Here is a 19,758-nt window from a genome sequence, read left to right on the forward strand (position 1 = left end):
ATCACCTACAACACCCATTGAATCAATCATAGCTTGAAGTATATCTTCTGCTTTACTTCCTTCATCTAGTGCTTCCTGTACCAATCCTTTTATAAGTTTAGTTTTACCTTTCTCTACATTAGCTTTTACTTCTTCAATTTTAGCCATTATTTTTTTCCTCCTTATTATTTCATAGTAATATTTTTATCATCCTACACCGAAAAAAGTTATATTAAACCTTTACATTAGAGGAGTGTACCCCCTCAGCTGTTCACAACATCTAATTGACCCTAGTTAGGATATGTATCTGTTGCATCAATTGAAAGTATATGCCATGATCTCTAATTCTCCTGACTTATTGTACAAGTAACAAAAGAACCAGCAGAAAATGTTGCAATATATCAACTATTTGATATATTCATATTATAGCAAATGGAAATTTTTAATTCTATTTACATAATGTATATTTTCTTCGTAATAATTTATACAAGATGCATAAATCATAGATGCTCATGAAATTAAATGTCTCATTGTACATTTTATAAAATACACTTCCATATTTTTCACATAATTCATCCATATTCATATCTCCTTAGTTCATATCCTTAACCTACTTGATACGAATAAATTTAATTCCTCACCTCATTACTTTTAACTTGCTATTATAGTATATTTCTTAGATATCTTAGTAAATAGAAATATACTTTTTCCCTTTAAAGCCTATTTACTATTACCTCCTGATGGATAAATACCATCAAGATTTATTGTGTATCTTACAAACCCATCTACTTTACAAAACTTATTATAGAGTGACCTTGCTGTATCATTACCTTCTCTTGTCATCCAATAAACTCTTGTCCACCCGTTTTCTTTTGCCATATCAATTATTCTCTGTAGTAATAATTTTCCTGCACCTTTACCTCTTGCCTCAGGAACAACAAATAAATCATCCATAAGACAAGCTAAACTACTGCTCCAAGTATAGGAATGGAGTACATAGTTAGCAAAACCTATAACTCCACTACCATCAAGTACAAGGAGTGCTTTAATTGAACTTTTGGGATCAATTAAAGCACTCCAAGTTGATGTAGTAATATCTTCTGGTACTTTTGCACCATAAAAAACATTATAACTTTCCCACATATCCCTCCAAATTGATTCATCCTCAGCACAAGCTGCTCTAATCCGTATAGAATTTATTTTTTTCATATTATCTTCCTTTCTTGTTGTAATTATCATAAATATTGTCATATTTCATATAGATAAATTCTATCTTAATAAGAGCCTATCAACTATTTTATGCTCCTTAAAGTGTGATTCAACAATTTCCTCTAAATCCTCTATATTATTTTGCTGGAGGCTCTGCATTTAAAATTTTCTGAACTTCATCCTCTGAAAGCTCATAATTGAAAAATGTTTTATAGAACCACTTAGTTTCCTTTTCAACATCTATATCTTTAAATTTCTCTGGATATATAATTTTTGCAGCCCATTGAATCTGCAATGCTTCTTCAGAACTATATCTATCCCACGAGAAGGCTCCATCCGGATTTATATATACTTTTCCGCTACTAACAGCCTTTACTTTCTTCCAAGTTTCATTATTAAGTATTTCAGCAGCACTTTTTTTTCTATCCGTACTACCTACCGTACTGCTCACTACTATAACATCAGGATTCCACTTTAATATCTGCTCTATTGACACTTCTTTCATACCACTAAAGTCTGCTGCATTTACACCGCCTGCTGCTTGTATCCATGAATCAATTATAGTGTTTTTTCCATCTACCTTAAGTGGTGAAAGATCTGCTAAATGAAGTACTTTAGGTTTTTGACCCTGAGGTATTTTAGATGTTACATCCGTTATAATTTTTAGTTTATCATCTAAATAAGAAATATATTGTTCAGCTCTTTTTTTACTTTTTTCACCAAGAGCATCTGCCGTTAATTTTATACATTTTTTTAAACTGTCAAAATCTTTAAAACTTACCTCAGCAACTGGAATTCCTAATTTTGATATTTTACTTACGTTTTTATTTCCCTCAGATATAAATAAAATATCAGGCTTGTTTTTAACAAGTTCTTCTATGCTTATATCAGTTGCATCAACATTAAAGGCTACAACTGCTTTGCTCATTCCTGGAGTAACTTTAAATAACCAAGGCTTTGTTTTTTCAGTAAGAGTAGTTGCAACTATTTTATCTCCTGACCCTAACATAGCTACAATAGCGTTATGAGCTCCCCAAGCATCAGCAATGCGATTAATATTTCTAGGAACTTCCACCTTAGTTCCACTTGAATCAGTAATGGTTACTTTATCTGTTTTTTTCTCAGCATTAACTTCTTTGGTATTAGAATTAGAAGCTTTTCCACAACCAATAAGTAATACAATAATTAATACTACATTTAGCATTACTATGCTTAATTTATTTTTCATACTATCACTCCTCGCTTTTTGCTCTTATTAGCTTCAATCTAACACTGGAACACACGATTTTATTAAAATATTTTCATTATTTATGCTGCTTATAATTTTTACATTAACACCATAGGCTGCTCTTAGTTTATCTTCAGTAATTACTTCATCAACACTGCCTACAGTAAATATATTATTTTTTTCAAGTAGTGCCACTTTTGTAGAACAAAGGAATGCATGATCTGGAAAATGTGAAGTCATTATAATTCCTAAGCCATTTTTTGAGAGCCTATTAATCTGCTTTAAAACCTTGACCTGATTTCCAAAATCCAAATTAGAAGTAGGTTCATCCATAACTAAAATTTCTGGCTCCTGGGTTAATGCTCGTGCAACTAAAACCATTTGCCTTTCCCCTCCGCTTATTTCCGTATATGTTTTCTCCTTAAGATAAGCCACATCAAGAGCTTCTAAGGCCTCTTCAGCAATTCGAATATCTTTTCTAGATGGTGATGCAAAAATCCCTAAATGAGCAGTACGCCCCATAACTACAACATCCAATACTGTAAAAGGAAAGGGTGGTATATGCGCCTGTGGAACATAGCCAATAGCCTTAGCCAATTTACTTTTCTTCCAATACTTTATATTTTGTCCATCTAATTTAATCTCTCCCCCATGAAGTTTTAAAAATCCTAGAATTGTTTTGAAAAATGTTGTCTTTCCAACTCCATTTGGTCCTAGTAGTGTTAAAACTTCTCCTGATTGCACCTTAACAGATATATCTTTTACTATAGTTTTTAAACCATATCCACAGGATACTTTGTCAATTTCTAATATCATGCTTCACTACTCCTTTCTCTTACAAGTAAATATAAAAAGAATGGTGCTCCAATTATTGCAGTTAAAATACCAAGAGGTATCTCAGTTGCAAAAAGACTTCTTGCAAGATCATCTACAATAAGAATAAATATGGAACCTACAAGCAATGATGTAGGTAACAATATTTTGTAATTTGGACCTACAATAAGCCTTGCAATATGGGGTATAATTAATCCTATCCATCCAATCATTCCACTAACTGAAACAGCAGATGCTGTAAGTAAAGTTGCACAAATAATAATTATTAAACGAATTTTTTTTGTATCAATCCCCATTGCCTGTGCTTCTTCTTCCCCAAAGGAAAGAACATTAATCTTGTAGCGAATAAGAAATAATGGAATTGTAGCAACAATAAGCGGAACAACCATATCGATCACTTCATTCCAGGTTACAGAATTTAATCCTCCCATAAGCCAAAAGGTTATAGCTGGAAGCTTACTATCAGGATCTGCAACATATTTTGTTATAGAAATAAAGGAGGAAAATAAACTTTGAACTACCATTCCTGTTAAGACCAATATTAAAACTGCATTATTTCTGCGACCAATTATAATACTTAAAAAGTAACTCAATCCAACAGCTACAATTCCCATAATAAAAGCTGATACTTGAATTCCAAATCCACTAAAAGAAAAGAGTATAGCTATTGCAGCACCAAAGCCAGCACCTGCTGATGCTCCTAAAATATCTGGCGATACCATAGGATTTTTAAATAGCCCTTGATAAGTAGCCCCGGCCATTGACAAAGCTGAACCTACCATAAGTGAAACTAAAATTCTTGGGATACGTACACTAAAAAGAACTGTTTCCAAGGTTTCAGGCCAGGTTTGTTCCAGCCCAAAGAGCTTACCAAAAATAATAGTGAACATTTGTACTGGAGATATTGCATAACGACCAGTGCTGATGGATATTATAAGTGCAATTATAAGAAGTAATATCAAAATACCTGTTACAGAAATCATCTTTGCTCTATTTTTTTTTTCTGATATGCTTTGTTTATATTCAAGCATTTTTATATGCTGTTTTTCTGTAATATTCATGATAGCCCCTCCTTCTTTCAAAATATTTTACTTACTCATTTATTTGTACATAGGATTTTGTCAGACAAATATTCTTTTAATAAAAATCTTTATTTTAAAGTTGCATTCTTTAATAAATCTTTTAATTCATCATCTGTCAAATTGTAGTTATAAAAAGTAGAATAAAAATTTTTTATTTCCTTATTTATATCTATGTTCACATACTCTGGATATAATAAATTTGCTAGCCATTCTACGCCAAGCACTCTAACTGCTGAAGGTGGTCTATCGAACCAGTTAAAAGGAAGTGAAGGAATCATATATATATTTTTATCTTTTACAGCTTTAATATTTCCCCACTTTGTATCCTTGTACACCTTAGAATAAAAATCACCCTTCATTGCTGTTGCACCTACTAAAATAACATCTGGATTCCAGTTCATTACCTGTTCCATAGATACATTTGCCATAGAACCAACCTTTGCTTCAGATATATCAGCTACATTTTTACCTCCTGAAAAGTCCAATACTTCAGTATGCACATTTCCAGAAATGTCAGTTTGAAGCCAGTTTGTCCCCTCCGCATAGTATACCTTTGCCTTTTTATCTGCAGGAACCTTCTTAACTAATTCCTTTATATTATCAAGAACTTTTCTAGAATAATCAGCAAGCTCCTTAGCCCTCTTTTCTTCACCAAGACAGTCTCCTAAAAAGGTATATACTTTATCAGTAGCATCAACTGCAGTATCTACTACCACCACTGGTATTTTAAGTTGTTTTTGAATATTATCTGCTGGATAAACTTCATCTTCATTTGAAGCAATAATCAAATCTGGCTTTAGTTTAAGTATGTTTTCAAAATTGTCGCTTTTTTCTGTAGTTGCTCCAAGTAAAGGAAGATTAAAATATTTATCTGTAATAAATTTCTTAGCCTCAGGTTTTGGAGCAAAACTCCAGCCTAAAAGCTTATCTGGCGCCAATGTGAATACATCAACTGTAGTGTTATTACTAAGAGAAATCACTTTATTTACCTTTGCAGGAATAGTTACCTTTCTTCCTGTCATGTCGATAATTTCACGAGTTGTTTTTTCAGTCTGATTTGTTGCTGTGGCTTTTTTATTAGTTACAGTACTATTACTACAAGCAGTAACAAACATTAGAATAATGACCATTGAAAATATTAATAATTTCATTTTTTTATTCATTATAATAATCCCCCTCTAAAAATAATAATTTTTATCCACTCAATGTATTTATAAAAACTATTTATCGAAATTTATTAATAAGGATTCCAAGCTCAACTATTGCATTGGAATCCCTAGCATTTATTTTAAAGTGTGCTTTATACTGATGAATAAACTTTTACTTTAACTCCTCCTCCATAAATAGCTTCACTCTCTGATTTTAAATTTAATCTTTTAAACTCTTTTTCAAACCAATGGGGAACATGGCTGCAATCAATTTCTAGCTCATTAAAAGTATTATTATTGAGAAAAGGCAGCAGTACTTGCTTAGAAGTAATCCTTTGACTACTTTCCATAAGCTCTATTATATTAATATAGTAATTACCCGGTTTTCCATTCTCTATTGGCGTTGGTACTTCTATAGTCTCAACTTTGAACTTATTATTTTTTTCCTGCTCCTCTTTTTCAAATATATATTCTAAAAAACCTTCAGGAGTCCCCTCTACCTTCCAAATGTTAAATTTCATTCCTTCTAGAATTGCATAAGGAATTCCTTTAACTTCAACTGCCACAAAAACTCTACAATCCTCCAAGTCCTCTATCATGGTTCTAATTTTTTCATGGACTGTTTTTGGGTCAGCTAATTTATTAATTCCAAAAGGTATTTCTTTTATTACATCCCATTCTCCCTGACTTCTTAAGAACACCTTAACAACACCAGTTTCATTAAAGGATATTGTCTTACCATCATCGCCCATAAATACAGCAATTTTCATAACAATTCTCATTTATCAGAAATTATTTCTAATCTGATAAATTCAACCTCCTTCCAATTTCTAATTTTTGCAACTCTTCAACAAGCTCTTCTTCTACAAGATCTATATTTGTCTTTCCAATATAGCCGAACTTAAGTCCATTTGTTCTAATGTAACTCATAGCTCTGTTATAGGTAGAATGACTCATAAAACCTGTATAAAAAAATATATAGTCAACACTACTTAAAGCATTAATTTCAAAATTATCATTAAATCCATTAAGTGTTGATATTTCAGCATACCTTTCCTTAACTTTTCTTCTCCAAGCTTTAGCTCCTCCTATTATCAAGATTTTCTTATTAGCAATATAATTCTCTAATGTTTTATCAGGGTCACTAGGAGTATAATTATTTTTTACTTCAAACATATATTCTCTTAAGATATTTAACTCGCTTCTGTATTTTTCTTCTTCCTCTAGTTGTTTTCTTAACTTTTCATTAGTTTTTGCCATTTGAATTACTTCTGCTTTGTGAGATTTGTTTAACTTATTGATTTGATTTTTAAGAGTTTCATCAAAGGATGCTTTTTGCTCATAAAATAATTCCAAGTTTTTTTTCATATCTGCATTTTCATTTTCAAGACTACTAATCCTTTGTTCTAGTGAATGTGTCTTAAAATACATTGTTTCTTGATTATTTTCAAAATATAATTTTTTTAATTTTTTATATTCATTAATCATGTATTGTATAAAAATTCCATTAACAATGGCTTGAAGAATAAGATTTTTTTCTTTTTTCCTGTACCCTGCTTTAATATAAGCTAAAATTATCTTATCAATATTTACAGGGTCTGAATTATCGAAAATTTGATTAATATCAATTTTATTAATCATAAAAAGATTTTCCAGTATAGCACCTATATCATCAACATTTTCATTATGGGTGTTTAAAACATCTTTATAATCCTGCACTTTACCATATTCTTTTTCTACTAGAGCTTTAATTTCTTGTATTCTATTTTTATTTTTCTCCAGCTCTTTATCTATATTTGTTGTCATTGGACTATTAGATTCATAATTTTTTATATCATTAATAATAGAGAGGATATATGCTTGATCTACCTGGTTAGATGAGCAATGTATAAATAGATATAAATACACAGCAGCATCTAATCTTCTTTCTGTCCTTTGTGTAGCTTCATCCATTTTTAAATATTTGATCATTAATTCTTTATTGTTTATTTTTTTTACTGACCGATAGACTATAGGATAATGTTTTCTGAGTAATTTAATTACCTTATTTCTTAAAAAATAATCTTCTTCTGCAACTAACAATACTCCTAATAATTTTCTAGCATAGATCTCCTGTTCCAGTGAACCTTGAAGCATTATTATATGCTCAATACAAGTGGAATTTATAGTTGCATTATAGTATTTTAATTTATCAAGAAGATATAATCTATCTACCTCCTTCCTCATTTCTTCAGTTCTTACTAGTCCAATGCTTATATTTACAAATATAAAATCTCTAAAAATATGTGAATGTATGTCCCAGCTTTGTCCAACATTGTTGGAAAAGCTCTCCACATTCATATACATTACATTGTCACACCCTTCTAAATAATAGTTGATAACCTTCTACATTAAATTTATAATATTCATCAGTACCTTTCTACCGCAACTTAAACATATCAATTATGAACAACAAAGCATATCCCTATCCAATTTAATAACATTTTGAAGATTATTCCTATTTAAATCATTTTTATAGTATATTTCTTTATTTATTCCTCCTACTATAGGCTTGTAAGGAAATGGCTTTCTATTACTAGCCTGCATAACTAAGTTATTCAATAATGGTAAATCCTTAAGATTAATTTCAGAGCTGTGATTGTAAAGATTTTCAAGGGCAGCTGCCACCTCTTCCAGTGAAGCATTACCAGCTCTTTCTCCAATACCAGATAAAGTAGTACTAGCAAATTTAGCTCCAGCTTGAAATGCAGATAAAGTATTAGCTGTGGCCATTCCAAAATCATTGTGTCCATGAAATTCTATTGGTATTGAGCATCTATTTACTAAATCTTTTAGACTATCAAAGGTCACAAATGGATCTAAGCACCCAACTGTATCAGAAAATCGTATCCTCATAGCTCCAAATTCTGCAGCCGTATCCGCAAAGCGTAGGAAAAATTCTGGATCTGCTCTAGAAGCATCTTCTGCACCAACAATAATAGAGCAACCATAACTTTTAATTAGTTGTAATGCTGTCTTAAGTTTTTGAATAACCCATTCCCTATCTTTTTTAAACTTATAGGATATATTTAAATCTGATATAGGAAGAGATACATGAATGCAAGAAAAACCACAAGCAATAGACTTTTGAATATCCTCTAGCTGTGCTCTATTCCAGGCAATTAAAGTAGCCTGCAAGGGCAATTTCAAAAGCAACTTCATTGTTTTCTGTTCCTTCTTTCCCATAGCTGGAGTTCCCGCTTCAATCCACCTAACACCTGCTCTATCAAGGTTAGTTGCCATGTTTATCTTCTCTTCTTCTGAAAAAACAATTCCAGCAGACTGTTCACCATCCCGTAAAGTTGTATCAACAATTTGAAATTCTGCCTTACCACTCATAATATATATCCTCCTTCTCTCCTCTATTTACCAAAGAAAATAGTATTTATTTAGCTTGCATATAACTTATGCAATTGCTCATCAGATAAAGCACCTTTTTGTGCTACTGCAATTTCTTTTATATTATTCAACATTTCTACAGCTTTTTCTTCGTCTAAATTTATGTTCCACTGGAGGAATTTAGCCTTAACTGAAGCTATTCCAGAATGTTTTCCAATAACTAATTTTCGTGTTAATCCTACCTCCTCAGGTTTAATAACTTCATATAATAGTGAATTTTTAAATACTCCATCTACATGAATTCCAGATTCATGGGCAAATACATTATTGCCAATAATAGCTTTATCCCCTGGTAAACTAATTCCCATATAAGCTAAAAGCTTCGCAAAGTCTGGTGCTATTGATTTTCCTGATGGTACCTGATACCATTTCCACAAATGCTTAGCTGCCATCAAAACCTCTTCCATTGCAGCATGTCCATGGAATCCAATACCGCTTACCGATGTACTTACATTTACAATTCCTGCTTTTAATGCAGCCAAACTATTAGCTGTAGCTAATCCATAACCATTATGTCCGTGGAACTCTAACATGCAAGGTATTAATCTTTTCAATGTCTTCATATTTGTGTAGACTTTTAATGGTTCCAAGCTACTATCTTCATCTCCATAAATAAACCCTTTTATTTTATATGAAAGTATAATTTCAAAATAACAGCTTAATTCTTCTAATGTAAAACTGGAAGCATTTTGGATATAAATATAAACTTCTTGAAAAGCATTTTTGGCCTCACATAAAACATTCTTTAGATTTAACAAAGAAGACTCCTCATAACTGTGAGACCAATTTACTGTTATCTTTGAGAAGCCTATTTGTTTAGCCTTAACTATTTCTTGAGCTGAAGCATTAACTTTACATCTTAACAAATTTTTTATTGTATCCCTCGGAAAGTCTATACTACTTTTTTCCAAATTACACAAAGATATCTCTACAGTCTCTACTGAATATTTTTTTATAATTTGTAATGTAGACTTTATATTTTGAGCTGCTAATCCCAGGTTTAGCCCTTCATCTACAGTTTGATCAATAAGTTCAATCATCTGTCCCACACTTTCTACCTCCTTATAGCATGTATCAGAATATTAGGTTATTTACCGATAAGTTAATCAAATTGCCTATATATATTGCTCAAAATTTATCTCTTTTGACCGGAAAGATCTTTCCCAATCATTACCAAAAACCTCTAATATATTAAGCATTCCCTCATATCCAAAGTAAGCTCTATCTACATACACATCTCTATTTGTAGGATTAAATACATCGAAAGCCACTTTTATTCCAACTTCCTCAGCCATATATTTTTCCCATGCTGAACCAATAACTACATCCACATCTATATTCGTAAGTGCTTGCTTTATTTGATATCCATCCACTGAAAATGCAAGCTTAGGATGAATATGAAGATCTTCTAACTCCTTCTCTAGAATGTTTCTAGCTGATATTGTTTCTGATCTTAATAATATTACTTCTGGAATCATTTCTAATTCCTCAAAAAGCATTCTTAGGATACTAATGCCCATAGTAGCATCTGCTGATACTGAAACTCTACAATTACGATAACGTGGAATTATCATTAATGCTCGCTTGCGAAGTATGTCAGCTACCATTTCTTCACCTTTTAATATTAATTCTTCCGCTTTTTCCCCCACATAAAAATATTCTGCTAAAGCCCTTATCCATCGAGCTGTATTTTTTAAACCTATAGGTAAAGGTATATCACTAAGAATTAAAGGTATTTCATACTTTTCTTGCATTTTATAGGCAAATTCATAACCTACATCATGACTCAATAAAATATTAGCACAGGCGCCGCCTGCATTTTCCAAATCAGAAAGAGAGATGTCATAGGGTAATACAGAAACTACCGTTATTCCTAAAAAGTTTAGTATATCTTTTACCCATTTTAAATCAGCCCACCAAGTAGGATTTATATTTGCCTGAGGAGCAATAATATTTACGCTATTAGGGATTCTGTCCACTTCCTTTATAAAGGGTAATAATGCTTCCAAACCTAAATTTAATCCATCATTACTATTTCCTCTAAAACCACCTGCTAGTATTGGAATAAGCTTTGCATTTACCTCTGACTGCATCTTTCTGCATATTCCTTTTATATCTTCTCCAATAATATCTGCAGCACAGGTACCAATAACAAACATAGTCTTAGCTCTAAAAGTTTTATCTGCTTCTTTTATCATATCTTTCAATTTATCTGAAGCACCCATGATAACATCTGTTTCAAAAAGTCTGGTGCAGGCTATTTTTCTTCTAGTGAAATCCACCTCATGCGTATCATAAGCTGCTCCCACAGTAGATGCACAACCTTGTGGTGAATGTATAACAATACTAGCATCCTTTATTCCTGCAGCTACACTGGCAACTCCCTCAAGCGCACAACCTAATATAGGATCCTTACTGTGATTACAGTTTTCGAATTTTAACTCATCATACATTTTCCTCGCCTCCTATGTGCATAAACAGTACAGTCTGGTAAGTCTTGGCCTAATTTTGAAGTTAAAGATTGAGCAGATACTAAACCTGAACCCTTTGGAAATACTAATCTTTTAGATAAAAAGCTTCTTGGCCTAAAAGAGTAATCCAATGCAGTTTTAATACATTTTGCCACCTTTAAAGCTCCTCTATAACCAAATCTAGGCCGATTTAATATAGCATTTAAATCCACTAAAGGAATACTAGGAAAACTTAAAGATGAGCCAAAATACACTACAGATTTTGAATCTAATTCACCAATAAAAGCTAAAAGTTCTTCTTCCGTCTGTTTCATAGATTCATATTTACCAAAAGCAAGAGTACCTTTTGTAATAAGTATTTTAGGGTCTAAACCTGTTTCCAGTAAATAATCTATACTGGTTTCTCTTGCCTCCGTGCTCCAAGGATGAAAATTATAAATAACTACATTCATTCCAAAATCACGATCCAACATATGTGCAATAGACAATGATTTTACAGCATCATGTCCTTCAATAATAGCCATTTTACCTTCCAAATGTTTTTTTGTTTCTTCATATTCCTTCTTAATAGAATTATATTCTCTCTCCATTAAGGCTTCTGCCTCAGCTTCCATATCTAAATATTTTGCCGCACCTTTAATCCATTTTTCAGTAGCACTTTTCCCATAGGGAAGAATAGTAGAATTAAGTGGAATATCGAACTCAGTTTGCATTTCCTTGCCAATTGCGTAACCAATATCGGAACATAATGCACAATTAACAGCTGCACTAGGTGCCTTTCTAAGCTCTGATAGACTACAGTTACCTGCAATAACTGCATTGACCTTTGCTCCCATATCTTCTATCAGTCTTATTAATTCTTTCACATCAGTATCCACCTCTGTTCTCTCTGGTCCCATCTTTCCGCCTACAATATTTACTGATTTTGATAACTCCTTTTTGAGTTCTGCATTTGGTGGGTCCATGAACTTAACTATTTGTTTAAATACTAAATCAAATCCACTGCGATACTCCCCTGAAAAACCTTCACAATGTATACTCATTACCTCAGCTTTTATATCCTTCTTAAGATTGTTTATAATTTCATCCACATTGTCACCAATGATTCCAGTAGCACAGCTAGTTGCCACAAAAATTATATCTGGCTCATATTTTTTATCAACTTCTCTAATAGCACCTATTAATTCTTTTTCTCCACCATAAATAACATTTTTTTCACCTATATTACTGCTTACCACAGGTTCATATTTTGAACCGCTGTTACGACTATTTGTTAATTTATAGGAATGCTTTACTCCATAAGCACAACCACTTGGACCATGGGTAATAATTACTGAATTTTTAATTCCACTTAACACCTTAGTAGCAGTCCAAAACTTACAGGGACGAGTATGACTACCTTGCAAATTAGTTTTTATTTTTCCTTGTTTCGCCAAATCATATAGTTCACTTAATTTTCCGTAAAATTCTATACTATTATCAATACTATTAGACATACTACCCCTCCTATTTAATTGCATTTTCTGCTATGCTAATAGCTGCTCCACTGCTTTTTTAATGCCTTTCTTTATACCTTCATAGGTTTGAATAAACTTTATCCCTTTTTCCTCAAGTCGTTTTACTGGTTGATCTCCAGCTCTAAGTGCTAGTACAACATTACAATCACCTATAGTTCTAATAATTTTATCAATCTTATCTTCATGATCATCACAGTCTTCTACTCCTGTACAATATTTATTAACGCTTCTCTTTTCTAAGAATTCTATATTTCCTCCAGAATAAGTATAAATAAGAAACTCTTCTGCATGTCCAAAGTGTTGATCTATATTTACACCAGTTTTTGTAGCTATGGCAAATTTATAATACTCATTACTTTTTCCACTATCCTCTATTTGAGCAGATTCTTTTTTATTACTACATCCAGCAAAGCAGCTTTGCAAATTTCTAAAATCTATAGATCTATCAAGAGATAAAGTACCAATAGCATCCGCTCTACATTGTTTACAATGATACATTTGCTTTACATACTTCTCACATTCTTTTCTCATTTCATTTAATTCAATATTACTAACTAAAGGTTTATCTTGAAAAACACTGTCTTCAACTGGTATTAACTGCATTATATTAGTTATATAAACTCCTAAATCTTTTATCTTCTTTATAACTTCAACAATATGCTTATCATTCACACCTTTTATCATTACAGTGTTAACCTTACATATTACACCTTTAGAAGTTAAATACTTAAGACCTGTCAATTGATTATTCATAAGCATTTCTGCAGCTTCCTCACCTGTATACTTTGTTCCCAAATAGTTTATTTCTTTATAAATTTGTGCTCCAATTTTTTTGTCAACTGAATTAATAGTTACTGTAATATGTGAAACACCAAGAGATATTAGTTTATCTGCATAGAAAGGAAGCATTAAACCATTTGTAGATAGACAAAATGTTATATCTGGATCTTCTTGCTTTATAAGTTCTATAGATCTTTTAGTTTCTTCGAAATTAGCAAGTGCATCTCCAGGACCTGCTATACCTAATACTTTCAGATTGGGTATTTTATTTTTTACCTCTTTAAACTTATATAAAGCAGCTTCTGGTGTAAGTACCTCACTAGTTACGCCAGGTCTACTTTCATTTGGGCAATCAAACTTTCTGCTGCAGTAATTACAACTTATATTACATTTGGGAGCTACAGGTATATGCATCCTTGCAAATTCATGAGCTCCTTTGTTATAACAGGGATGGGTAAAAGTTTTTTCCATATTACTATTTTTTATATTTATATTCATAACTTTAATTTTTTCATTCCCTTCTTTAGTAGTACTTGCTAAAGCCCTTTGCTTTTTCTGCGGCTTTATTATTTATAATCTATATATTAATCGACTGTATAAGGATACAAGCGTTGATTTCACTTATTAACATAGTCAAGTCCTATAATCATAAACTTAGTTTCTTACGTAAAAACTACTTTTTATACTTTAGGACTTGACTATTTTTCTAGATCTTTTAAACCATAATTAATTTGTTTCTTTTAACTATTGGCAGCTGAAATTACCATACATTTAATAACCATTCTTTTTTATGATTGTGCTCCATATCAGCAAATAATGTATTAGCAATAGTTTCTGCTAATAATTCTGCTCCTTTATAACCAATTACAGGATGTTTCCACAAACCAGCTCTATCGAAAGTAGGAAATCCTACTCTAACCATAGGTATATTGTTGTCAATAGCAACATATCTGCCCTTTGAATGTCCCATAATTAAATCTAACTCTATTGATTTGTTTTTTATTCTGCTTTCTAATTCCCATAAATCCGCATTACATATTACTTCAATATCACAATTAGCTTGTTTTTTTATTTCTTCAAATCTTGGATCTCTTTTATAAGTTTTATTATCATCTCCCAATAGAAGTAGTACTGGCTGTAGTTCACATTCTAAACAGAACTGAGCAAGTCCTATTACTAAATCTGGGTCTCCATAAATAGCTACTTTCTTATCAGCAAAGAACATATGAGCAAGATCTGCCATAGCATCAATAGCTTTTCCACGTTCCTTAACTAAAGACTCAGATATTTTTTTGCCAGTAAGCTTAGCTATATTTTGCAGGAATTTATCTGTATTCTTTATTCCAATTGGAGTTGGTCCAATTACTGCTGGAACATTAAATTCATCCTGTAAAAATTGAGCTGAACTGCCACCTTCATATTTACACAAAGCTATTGTACCAACAGAATTAGCACTATCTTTTATATCTTCTATAGTAGTATTTCCATAAGCAAAACCTGATTTATCTGGCATTATAGGAGCATCAAAGGTTTCCGTATCTACTAATATATTACCTTCAACCTCCATTTCTTTTAAAAGATGTTTTACTTCAGTTACATCACCAGGATTAACCCATCCAGTAATAATATTTAACTTACCATTAGGTTCTCCTTTCTTTGCTAAAGCAGAAACAAGAGACTGCATTGCTATATTATATCCACTTACCTGACTTCCGTTGTAGCTTGGTGTATGCATAGGAAGCAAAATAACTTTTCTATCTGGATATTCTTTCTTTAATTTTCTATTTATCTTTCCCACTGTTCCTTCAATATCATCACCTATAGTTTCCGTTGAACAAGTAGTAATAATAGGGATAATTTTTACATCTGGATATCTTTGTATAAGTGTTATTACACCCTCTTCTATTCTCGTAGTCCCACCAAATACAGCAGCATCTTCATGTAAAGAAGAAGATGCAATGTCAAAATTTTCCTTTAGATGTTGAGCAAATAGTAATCTTACAAAAGTACAACAGCCTTGTCCACCATGTACTAAAGCTATGCAATCTTTTATGCCTATACTGGCAAACTGCGCACCACAAGGCTGACAAGTAAAGATAGGGTTTATTACACCAGCACGTTCTTTTTGTTTTATTTCTAAAGACATGTTATCACCTCTCAAATAATTTATGACTCGTATCTTATTACTTTTATTAGTCTAATTAACTCTATACTTTAAATCCTGTTAATAAAAAGGAACATTCAATTCTCCATTTAGTGATTTAGTTATAGTTGTATAAATAAGCTTTTCTTTAACTAAATTCATTAATTCTTTCTTTGCATTTACGTCCATATCATCTATCCAAGAAAATTTATCCCTAAGCTCAGCAACAAGAATTTTTGCATCTGCAAAATTACATTTTTCTTGTGATGTTTCTATCTTTCCAATACTTATTTCTTTTCCTGCTAAAATATCTGTGGCCTTAACCATAACACCCTTTATGTTTTGTTCTCTATCCCATGTTCTTGAATGGAACTGCCATAAACAGCGCTCTTGGATAAATGAAAATATTTCTTTAGCCTTTTCTTCCATAATCTATACACCCTCCCTTATATCTTCCGAAGATAATTTCCAAAGTGGTGAATAAATGCCATTATACATATCTCTTGCCATATTTACAGCCCCTTCAAATCCCATGTACGGACCATTGTGGTATGCATGTCCGTTAACATATGGTATCTGCAGCTTCTTTACCATTTCACCTACTCTAGGTCCTGTAAGAATAAGGTCTGGTTTTACCATATCTAAAACTTCAAAGAATTCAAGTTCATTTCCATCATCTATATAAATCGTTCCTTCTCTACCTCTTGAAATTACTTTTTCAAAGTCCTCTTGATGACCGAACTTAGATGACATTGCTACTACTTCCATACCTAAATCATCCTCTAAAGCCTTGGTCCAGTGCCATAGTCTTGGTCCACCAGTCCATATACATATCTTTTTACCTTTTAGCTTCTCTTTGTACCAATCTAGTTTTTCTTGATACTTTTCTACTTCTTCAGCAATTATTTTTTCTGCTTTATCTTCTAAACCAAAGAATACACCAATCTTTCTCAATCCCTCTTTTGCATAATCAAATCCCCAAGTATCCACATCAATTCTAGGAATACCATATTTTTTCTTTAATTCATTAGCTATATACCCTGCTGATCTGGCACAATTTGTAACATTAAGTTTTGCTCTGTGCATTCCTCTTAATGAATCATAAGTACCATTTCCAGTAAAATGAGCTATAATCTGAACTCCCATTTTATCCATGTACTTTTGGAAAACATCAGCATCACCTTGAATATTATAATCACCAATTACATTAATTGTATAAGGACTTGTAATTTCTGGCTCCAGTGTTCCTACCTTTTCATCCATCCAAGCTATATTGAACACGTGATGACCTTTTGATTGACTTACTCCTGCAAAACCTGGACATTCTATGCAGAATATATCTACTTCACCTGCAAGTTCTGTCTCAACCTCTCTAACTACTGACTTCATATCATCTCCAATTAATGCAGTAGCACAAGTAGTGTAAACCATCATTCTCTTAATATCAGGAAACTCTCTAAAAGCTTCTAGCATAGTTTGTTTCAATTTTTTCATTCCGCCAAATACAACATGCTGTTCCTTCATATCAGAGGACCAAGCATATTTTAACTGAAAATTATCATTATCACTTGGATAACGCTTTGTGTGCCAAGTATTATAAGAACAACCAATAGGTCCATGAATCAACTGAATTGTATCCTTAAGTACGCCACCAATAACTAATTTTGCACCGCAATAGCTACAACCTCTTTCAGACAAAGAACCTGGAATAGTATTTACATTTGAGGCTGGTAAATATTCAGTTAAACTCTCTCCTGGCTGCTTTATATAACAATGTCTTTCACGTTCTGGAATAGTTTCATCGCATTTAAATAACTTTAATGGCATTTCTATACCTCCTATTTTTTTATTCTAGCTATTAAATTGCTGCCTCTCCTCTTTCACCTGTTCTTATCCTAGCAACATCTATAACATTAGTTATAAAAATTTTTCCATCCCCTGGATTTCCAGTACTATTAACTTTAATTATTTCATTTACTACTTTATCAACATCTTCATCTTTAACTAAAAGTATTATCATTCTCTTGGAAATTAATCTATATGCCTCTGAAGCTTGTTCGGCAACACCTTTATCTACAATTTCTCCTATAAGTGCATCCTCAATCATTACAAAATCCACTTTTTTCTTTCCACGTCCCATTACTTTTCTACAAGTGAAAAAAGGGAATCCAGCTTCAAGGAGAGCAGCCTTCGTTTTGTTAACCATATTCATCCTTATGATTGCAACTACTTCTTTCATTTATAATGAATCCTCCTTTTTATAATCCTTTAGTGCTTGAACTTATCGTATACGCTTCTTCTACTGGAGTAACAAATATTTTTCCATCTCCAAAAGCGCCTTTTTCTCCTGTCTTTGCATTTTTTATAATAACTCTTATAACATCATCTTTATCTTCATCATTTACAACTAACATAAGAATTTCCTTAGGTATTTCATCATAATAAATTTCCCCTACTTTTACTCCTCTTTGTTTACCTCTACCTACTACATCATATTTGGTAACAGCAGGAAAACCTGCATCATACAATTCTGATAGTACACTCGTAACCTTATCTGGTCTTATAATTGCTTTTATCATTAACATGATTTGACCTCCTTATTTAGATATGTTATAATGTTTTTACTTAAATATTTTATATTTTTGTACTTGGTATGTCTCTCATTCTCGCAAAATGAGGGATATATCTTTGTTTTTTGTTTTTCGCTCATCACCAAATAACACTTACCTTTCTTAATATACTAATCATTAAGACCATACTGCATTAGTATTTCTTCTAATCTCTCCTGTGTCATTGGTTTTGGTATAACAAACATTTTATTTTCATCTATCTTTCTTGCCAATTCTCTGTATTCATCTGCCTGCTCAGCTGTTGGATCAAAGTCTATAACGGATTTTTTGTTTATTTCTGCTTTTGTAACCATTGGACTTCTTGGTACAAAATGAATTAATTGACTCCCTAATTCCTTAGCAAAAGCATCAAGTAATTCATATTCATTGTCCACTTTTCTACTGTTACAAATTATACCACCTAATCTAACTCCACCACTGTTTGCATACTTTTGAATACCCTTTGATATATTGTTTGCAGCATACAATGCCATCATCTCTCCACTTGCGACTATATATATTTCCTGAGCTTTTCCTTCACGGATTGGCATAGCGAAACCACCACAAACAACGTCTCCTAATACATCGTAAAATACATAATCTAAATCCTCAGTGTAAGCTCCTAATTGTTCAAGCATATTTATTGAAGTTATTATACCTCTACCAGCACATCCAACACCTGGCTCTGGTCCACCGGATTCAACGCATTTAATTCCACCAAAACCTGATTTTAGTATTGCAGTTAAATCTACATCCTCTCCTTCTTCTCTTAATGTATCCAATACTGATTTTTGAGCTAATCCATTTAGCAATAATCTTGTTGAATCTGCCTTAGGGTCACAACCTACTACCATTATATGCTTACCCATTGTTGCAAGTCCTGCCGTCAAGTTTTGAGTTGTAGTGGATTTTCCAATTCCACCTTTTCCATAAATAGCCACTTGTCTCATTTTAATAATCCTCCCTAAAAATAAATTTTGATTACTTACAGTCTTCTGTAAGCATTATATTAGTTTATCTAACTTTTAACAGTTAGACTTTATATTTTCCTTTCTTATTTAAATTTATTATGTAATATAAAAAAGAAAGGATAATAAGCATAGTTTTCATTAACTACTTGACTTTAGTTATCTCAAATAGACCAACTTATACGAAAATGATTGAAACGAGTTTTAACACAACACTGTTATGTATTGATTTATATTATAAAGTACAAAAAAGTAAATTGCAATAATATTTTTAATAATTTTAAATTTTTGGTATAATTATATTGTTAATTTATCAATTTTTATGTTGTTTTATTGATAAATCGCTAAAATA

18 protein-coding genes and 1 pseudogene are annotated in these 19,758 nt (G+C 32.0%); all 19 read right to left on the reverse strand.

The window, feature by feature from the left end; all coding sequences use genetic code 11:
• Positions 1-147: B12-binding domain-containing protein (locus tag I6U48_RS12400; protein ID WP_218320838.1), on the reverse strand; the 147-nt coding region annotated here is incomplete at its 3' end.
• A 552-nt stretch (positions 148-699) separates the two neighbouring features.
• Positions 700-1,188, reverse strand: a complete 489-nt coding sequence (locus I6U48_RS12405) for a GNAT family N-acetyltransferase (protein ID WP_218320782.1) — start codon at positions 1,186-1,188, stop codon at positions 700-702.
• Between the two features lie 136 nt (positions 1,189-1,324).
• Entirely contained in the window at positions 1,325-2,416 is a 1,092-nt protein-coding gene (locus I6U48_RS12410; RefSeq protein WP_218320783.1) for an ABC transporter substrate-binding protein, read from the reverse strand.
• 33 nt (positions 2,417-2,449) lie between these two features.
• Positions 2,450-3,232 (reverse strand): ABC transporter ATP-binding protein, encoded by a 783-nt coding sequence (locus I6U48_RS12415; protein WP_218320784.1) that lies wholly within the window; start codon positions 3,230-3,232, stop codon positions 2,450-2,452.
• Positions 3,229-4,311, reverse strand: coding sequence for a FecCD family ABC transporter permease (locus I6U48_RS12420; RefSeq protein ID WP_218320785.1), 1,083 nt, complete (start codon positions 4,309-4,311; stop codon positions 3,229-3,231). Before I6U48_RS12420 ends, I6U48_RS12415 begins: the two co-directional genes overlap by 4 nt.
• 89 nt (positions 4,312-4,400) lie before the next feature.
• A complete protein-coding gene (locus I6U48_RS12425; protein ID WP_218320786.1) occupies positions 4,401-5,495 on the reverse strand; it encodes an ABC transporter substrate-binding protein in 1,095 nt (364 codons plus the stop codon).
• A 137-nt stretch (positions 5,496-5,632) separates the two neighbouring features.
• Positions 5,633-6,250, reverse strand: coding sequence for a Fe-only nitrogenase accessory protein AnfO (anfO, locus tag I6U48_RS12430; RefSeq protein ID WP_218320787.1), 618 nt, complete (start codon positions 6,248-6,250; stop codon positions 5,633-5,635).
• Between the two features lie 28 nt (positions 6,251-6,278).
• Positions 6,279-7,826, reverse strand: a complete 1,548-nt coding sequence (locus I6U48_RS12435) for a hypothetical protein (RefSeq protein ID WP_218320788.1) — start codon at positions 7,824-7,826, stop codon at positions 6,279-6,281.
• Positions 7,827-7,922: 96 nt separating this feature from the next.
• Positions 7,923-8,858, reverse strand: coding sequence for a hydroxymethylglutaryl-CoA lyase-like TIM-barrel protein (locus tag I6U48_RS12440; protein ID WP_218320789.1), 936 nt, complete (start codon positions 8,856-8,858; stop codon positions 7,923-7,925).
• Positions 8,859-8,908: 50 nt separating this feature from the next.
• A complete protein-coding gene (locus I6U48_RS12445; protein WP_246615321.1) occupies positions 8,909-9,958 on the reverse strand; it encodes a homocitrate synthase/isopropylmalate synthase family protein in 1,050 nt (349 codons plus the stop codon).
• A 75-nt stretch (positions 9,959-10,033) separates the two neighbouring features.
• Positions 10,034-11,371: a nitrogenase component 1 gene (locus I6U48_RS12450; protein ID WP_218320791.1), complete on the reverse strand. Its 1,338-nt coding sequence runs from the start codon at positions 11,369-11,371 to the stop codon at positions 10,034-10,036.
• Positions 11,356-12,885, reverse strand: a complete 1,530-nt coding sequence (locus tag I6U48_RS12455) for a nitrogenase component 1 (RefSeq protein WP_218320792.1) — start codon at positions 12,883-12,885, stop codon at positions 11,356-11,358. Before I6U48_RS12455 ends, I6U48_RS12450 begins: the two co-directional genes overlap by 16 nt.
• Positions 12,886-12,915: 30 nt before the next feature.
• Positions 12,916-14,163, reverse strand: a pseudogene (gene nifB, locus I6U48_RS12460) (nitrogenase cofactor biosynthesis protein NifB); the annotation flags it as partial.
• 283 nt (positions 14,164-14,446) lie between these two features.
• A complete protein-coding gene (locus I6U48_RS12465) occupies positions 14,447-15,832 on the reverse strand; it encodes a nitrogenase component 1 (RefSeq protein WP_218320794.1) in 1,386 nt (461 codons plus the stop codon).
• A 78-nt stretch (positions 15,833-15,910) separates the two neighbouring features.
• Complete coding sequence (locus tag I6U48_RS12470) at positions 15,911-16,258, reverse strand: Fe-only/vanadium nitrogenase subunit delta (protein ID WP_218320795.1); 348 nt, start codon at positions 16,256-16,258, stop codon at positions 15,911-15,913.
• Positions 16,259-16,261: 3 nt separating this feature from the next.
• The gene (gene vnfD, locus I6U48_RS12475; protein WP_218320796.1) at positions 16,262-17,656 is read right to left on the reverse strand and encodes a nitrogenase vanadium-iron protein, alpha chain; all 1,395 of its coding nucleotides are present in this window, start codon (positions 17,654-17,656) and stop codon (positions 16,262-16,264) included.
• A gap of 31 nt (positions 17,657-17,687) precedes the next feature.
• Positions 17,688-18,068, reverse strand: a complete 381-nt coding sequence (locus tag I6U48_RS12480; RefSeq protein ID WP_218320797.1) for a P-II family nitrogen regulator — start codon at positions 18,066-18,068, stop codon at positions 17,688-17,690.
• Positions 18,069-18,087: 19 nt separating this feature from the next.
• Entirely contained in the window at positions 18,088-18,414 is a 327-nt protein-coding gene (locus I6U48_RS12485; protein WP_218320798.1) for a P-II family nitrogen regulator, read from the reverse strand.
• 155 nt (positions 18,415-18,569) lie between these two features.
• Positions 18,570-19,388 (reverse strand): nitrogenase iron protein, encoded by an 819-nt coding sequence (gene nifH / locus I6U48_RS12490; RefSeq protein WP_218320799.1) that lies wholly within the window; start codon positions 19,386-19,388, stop codon positions 18,570-18,572.
• Positions 19,389-19,758 lie beyond the last annotated feature (370 nt).

The sequence above is a fragment of the Clostridium thailandense genome, from assembly GCF_019207025.1.
GTDB lineage: Bacteria > Bacillota > Clostridia > Clostridiales > Clostridiaceae > Clostridium_AM > Clostridium_AM thailandense.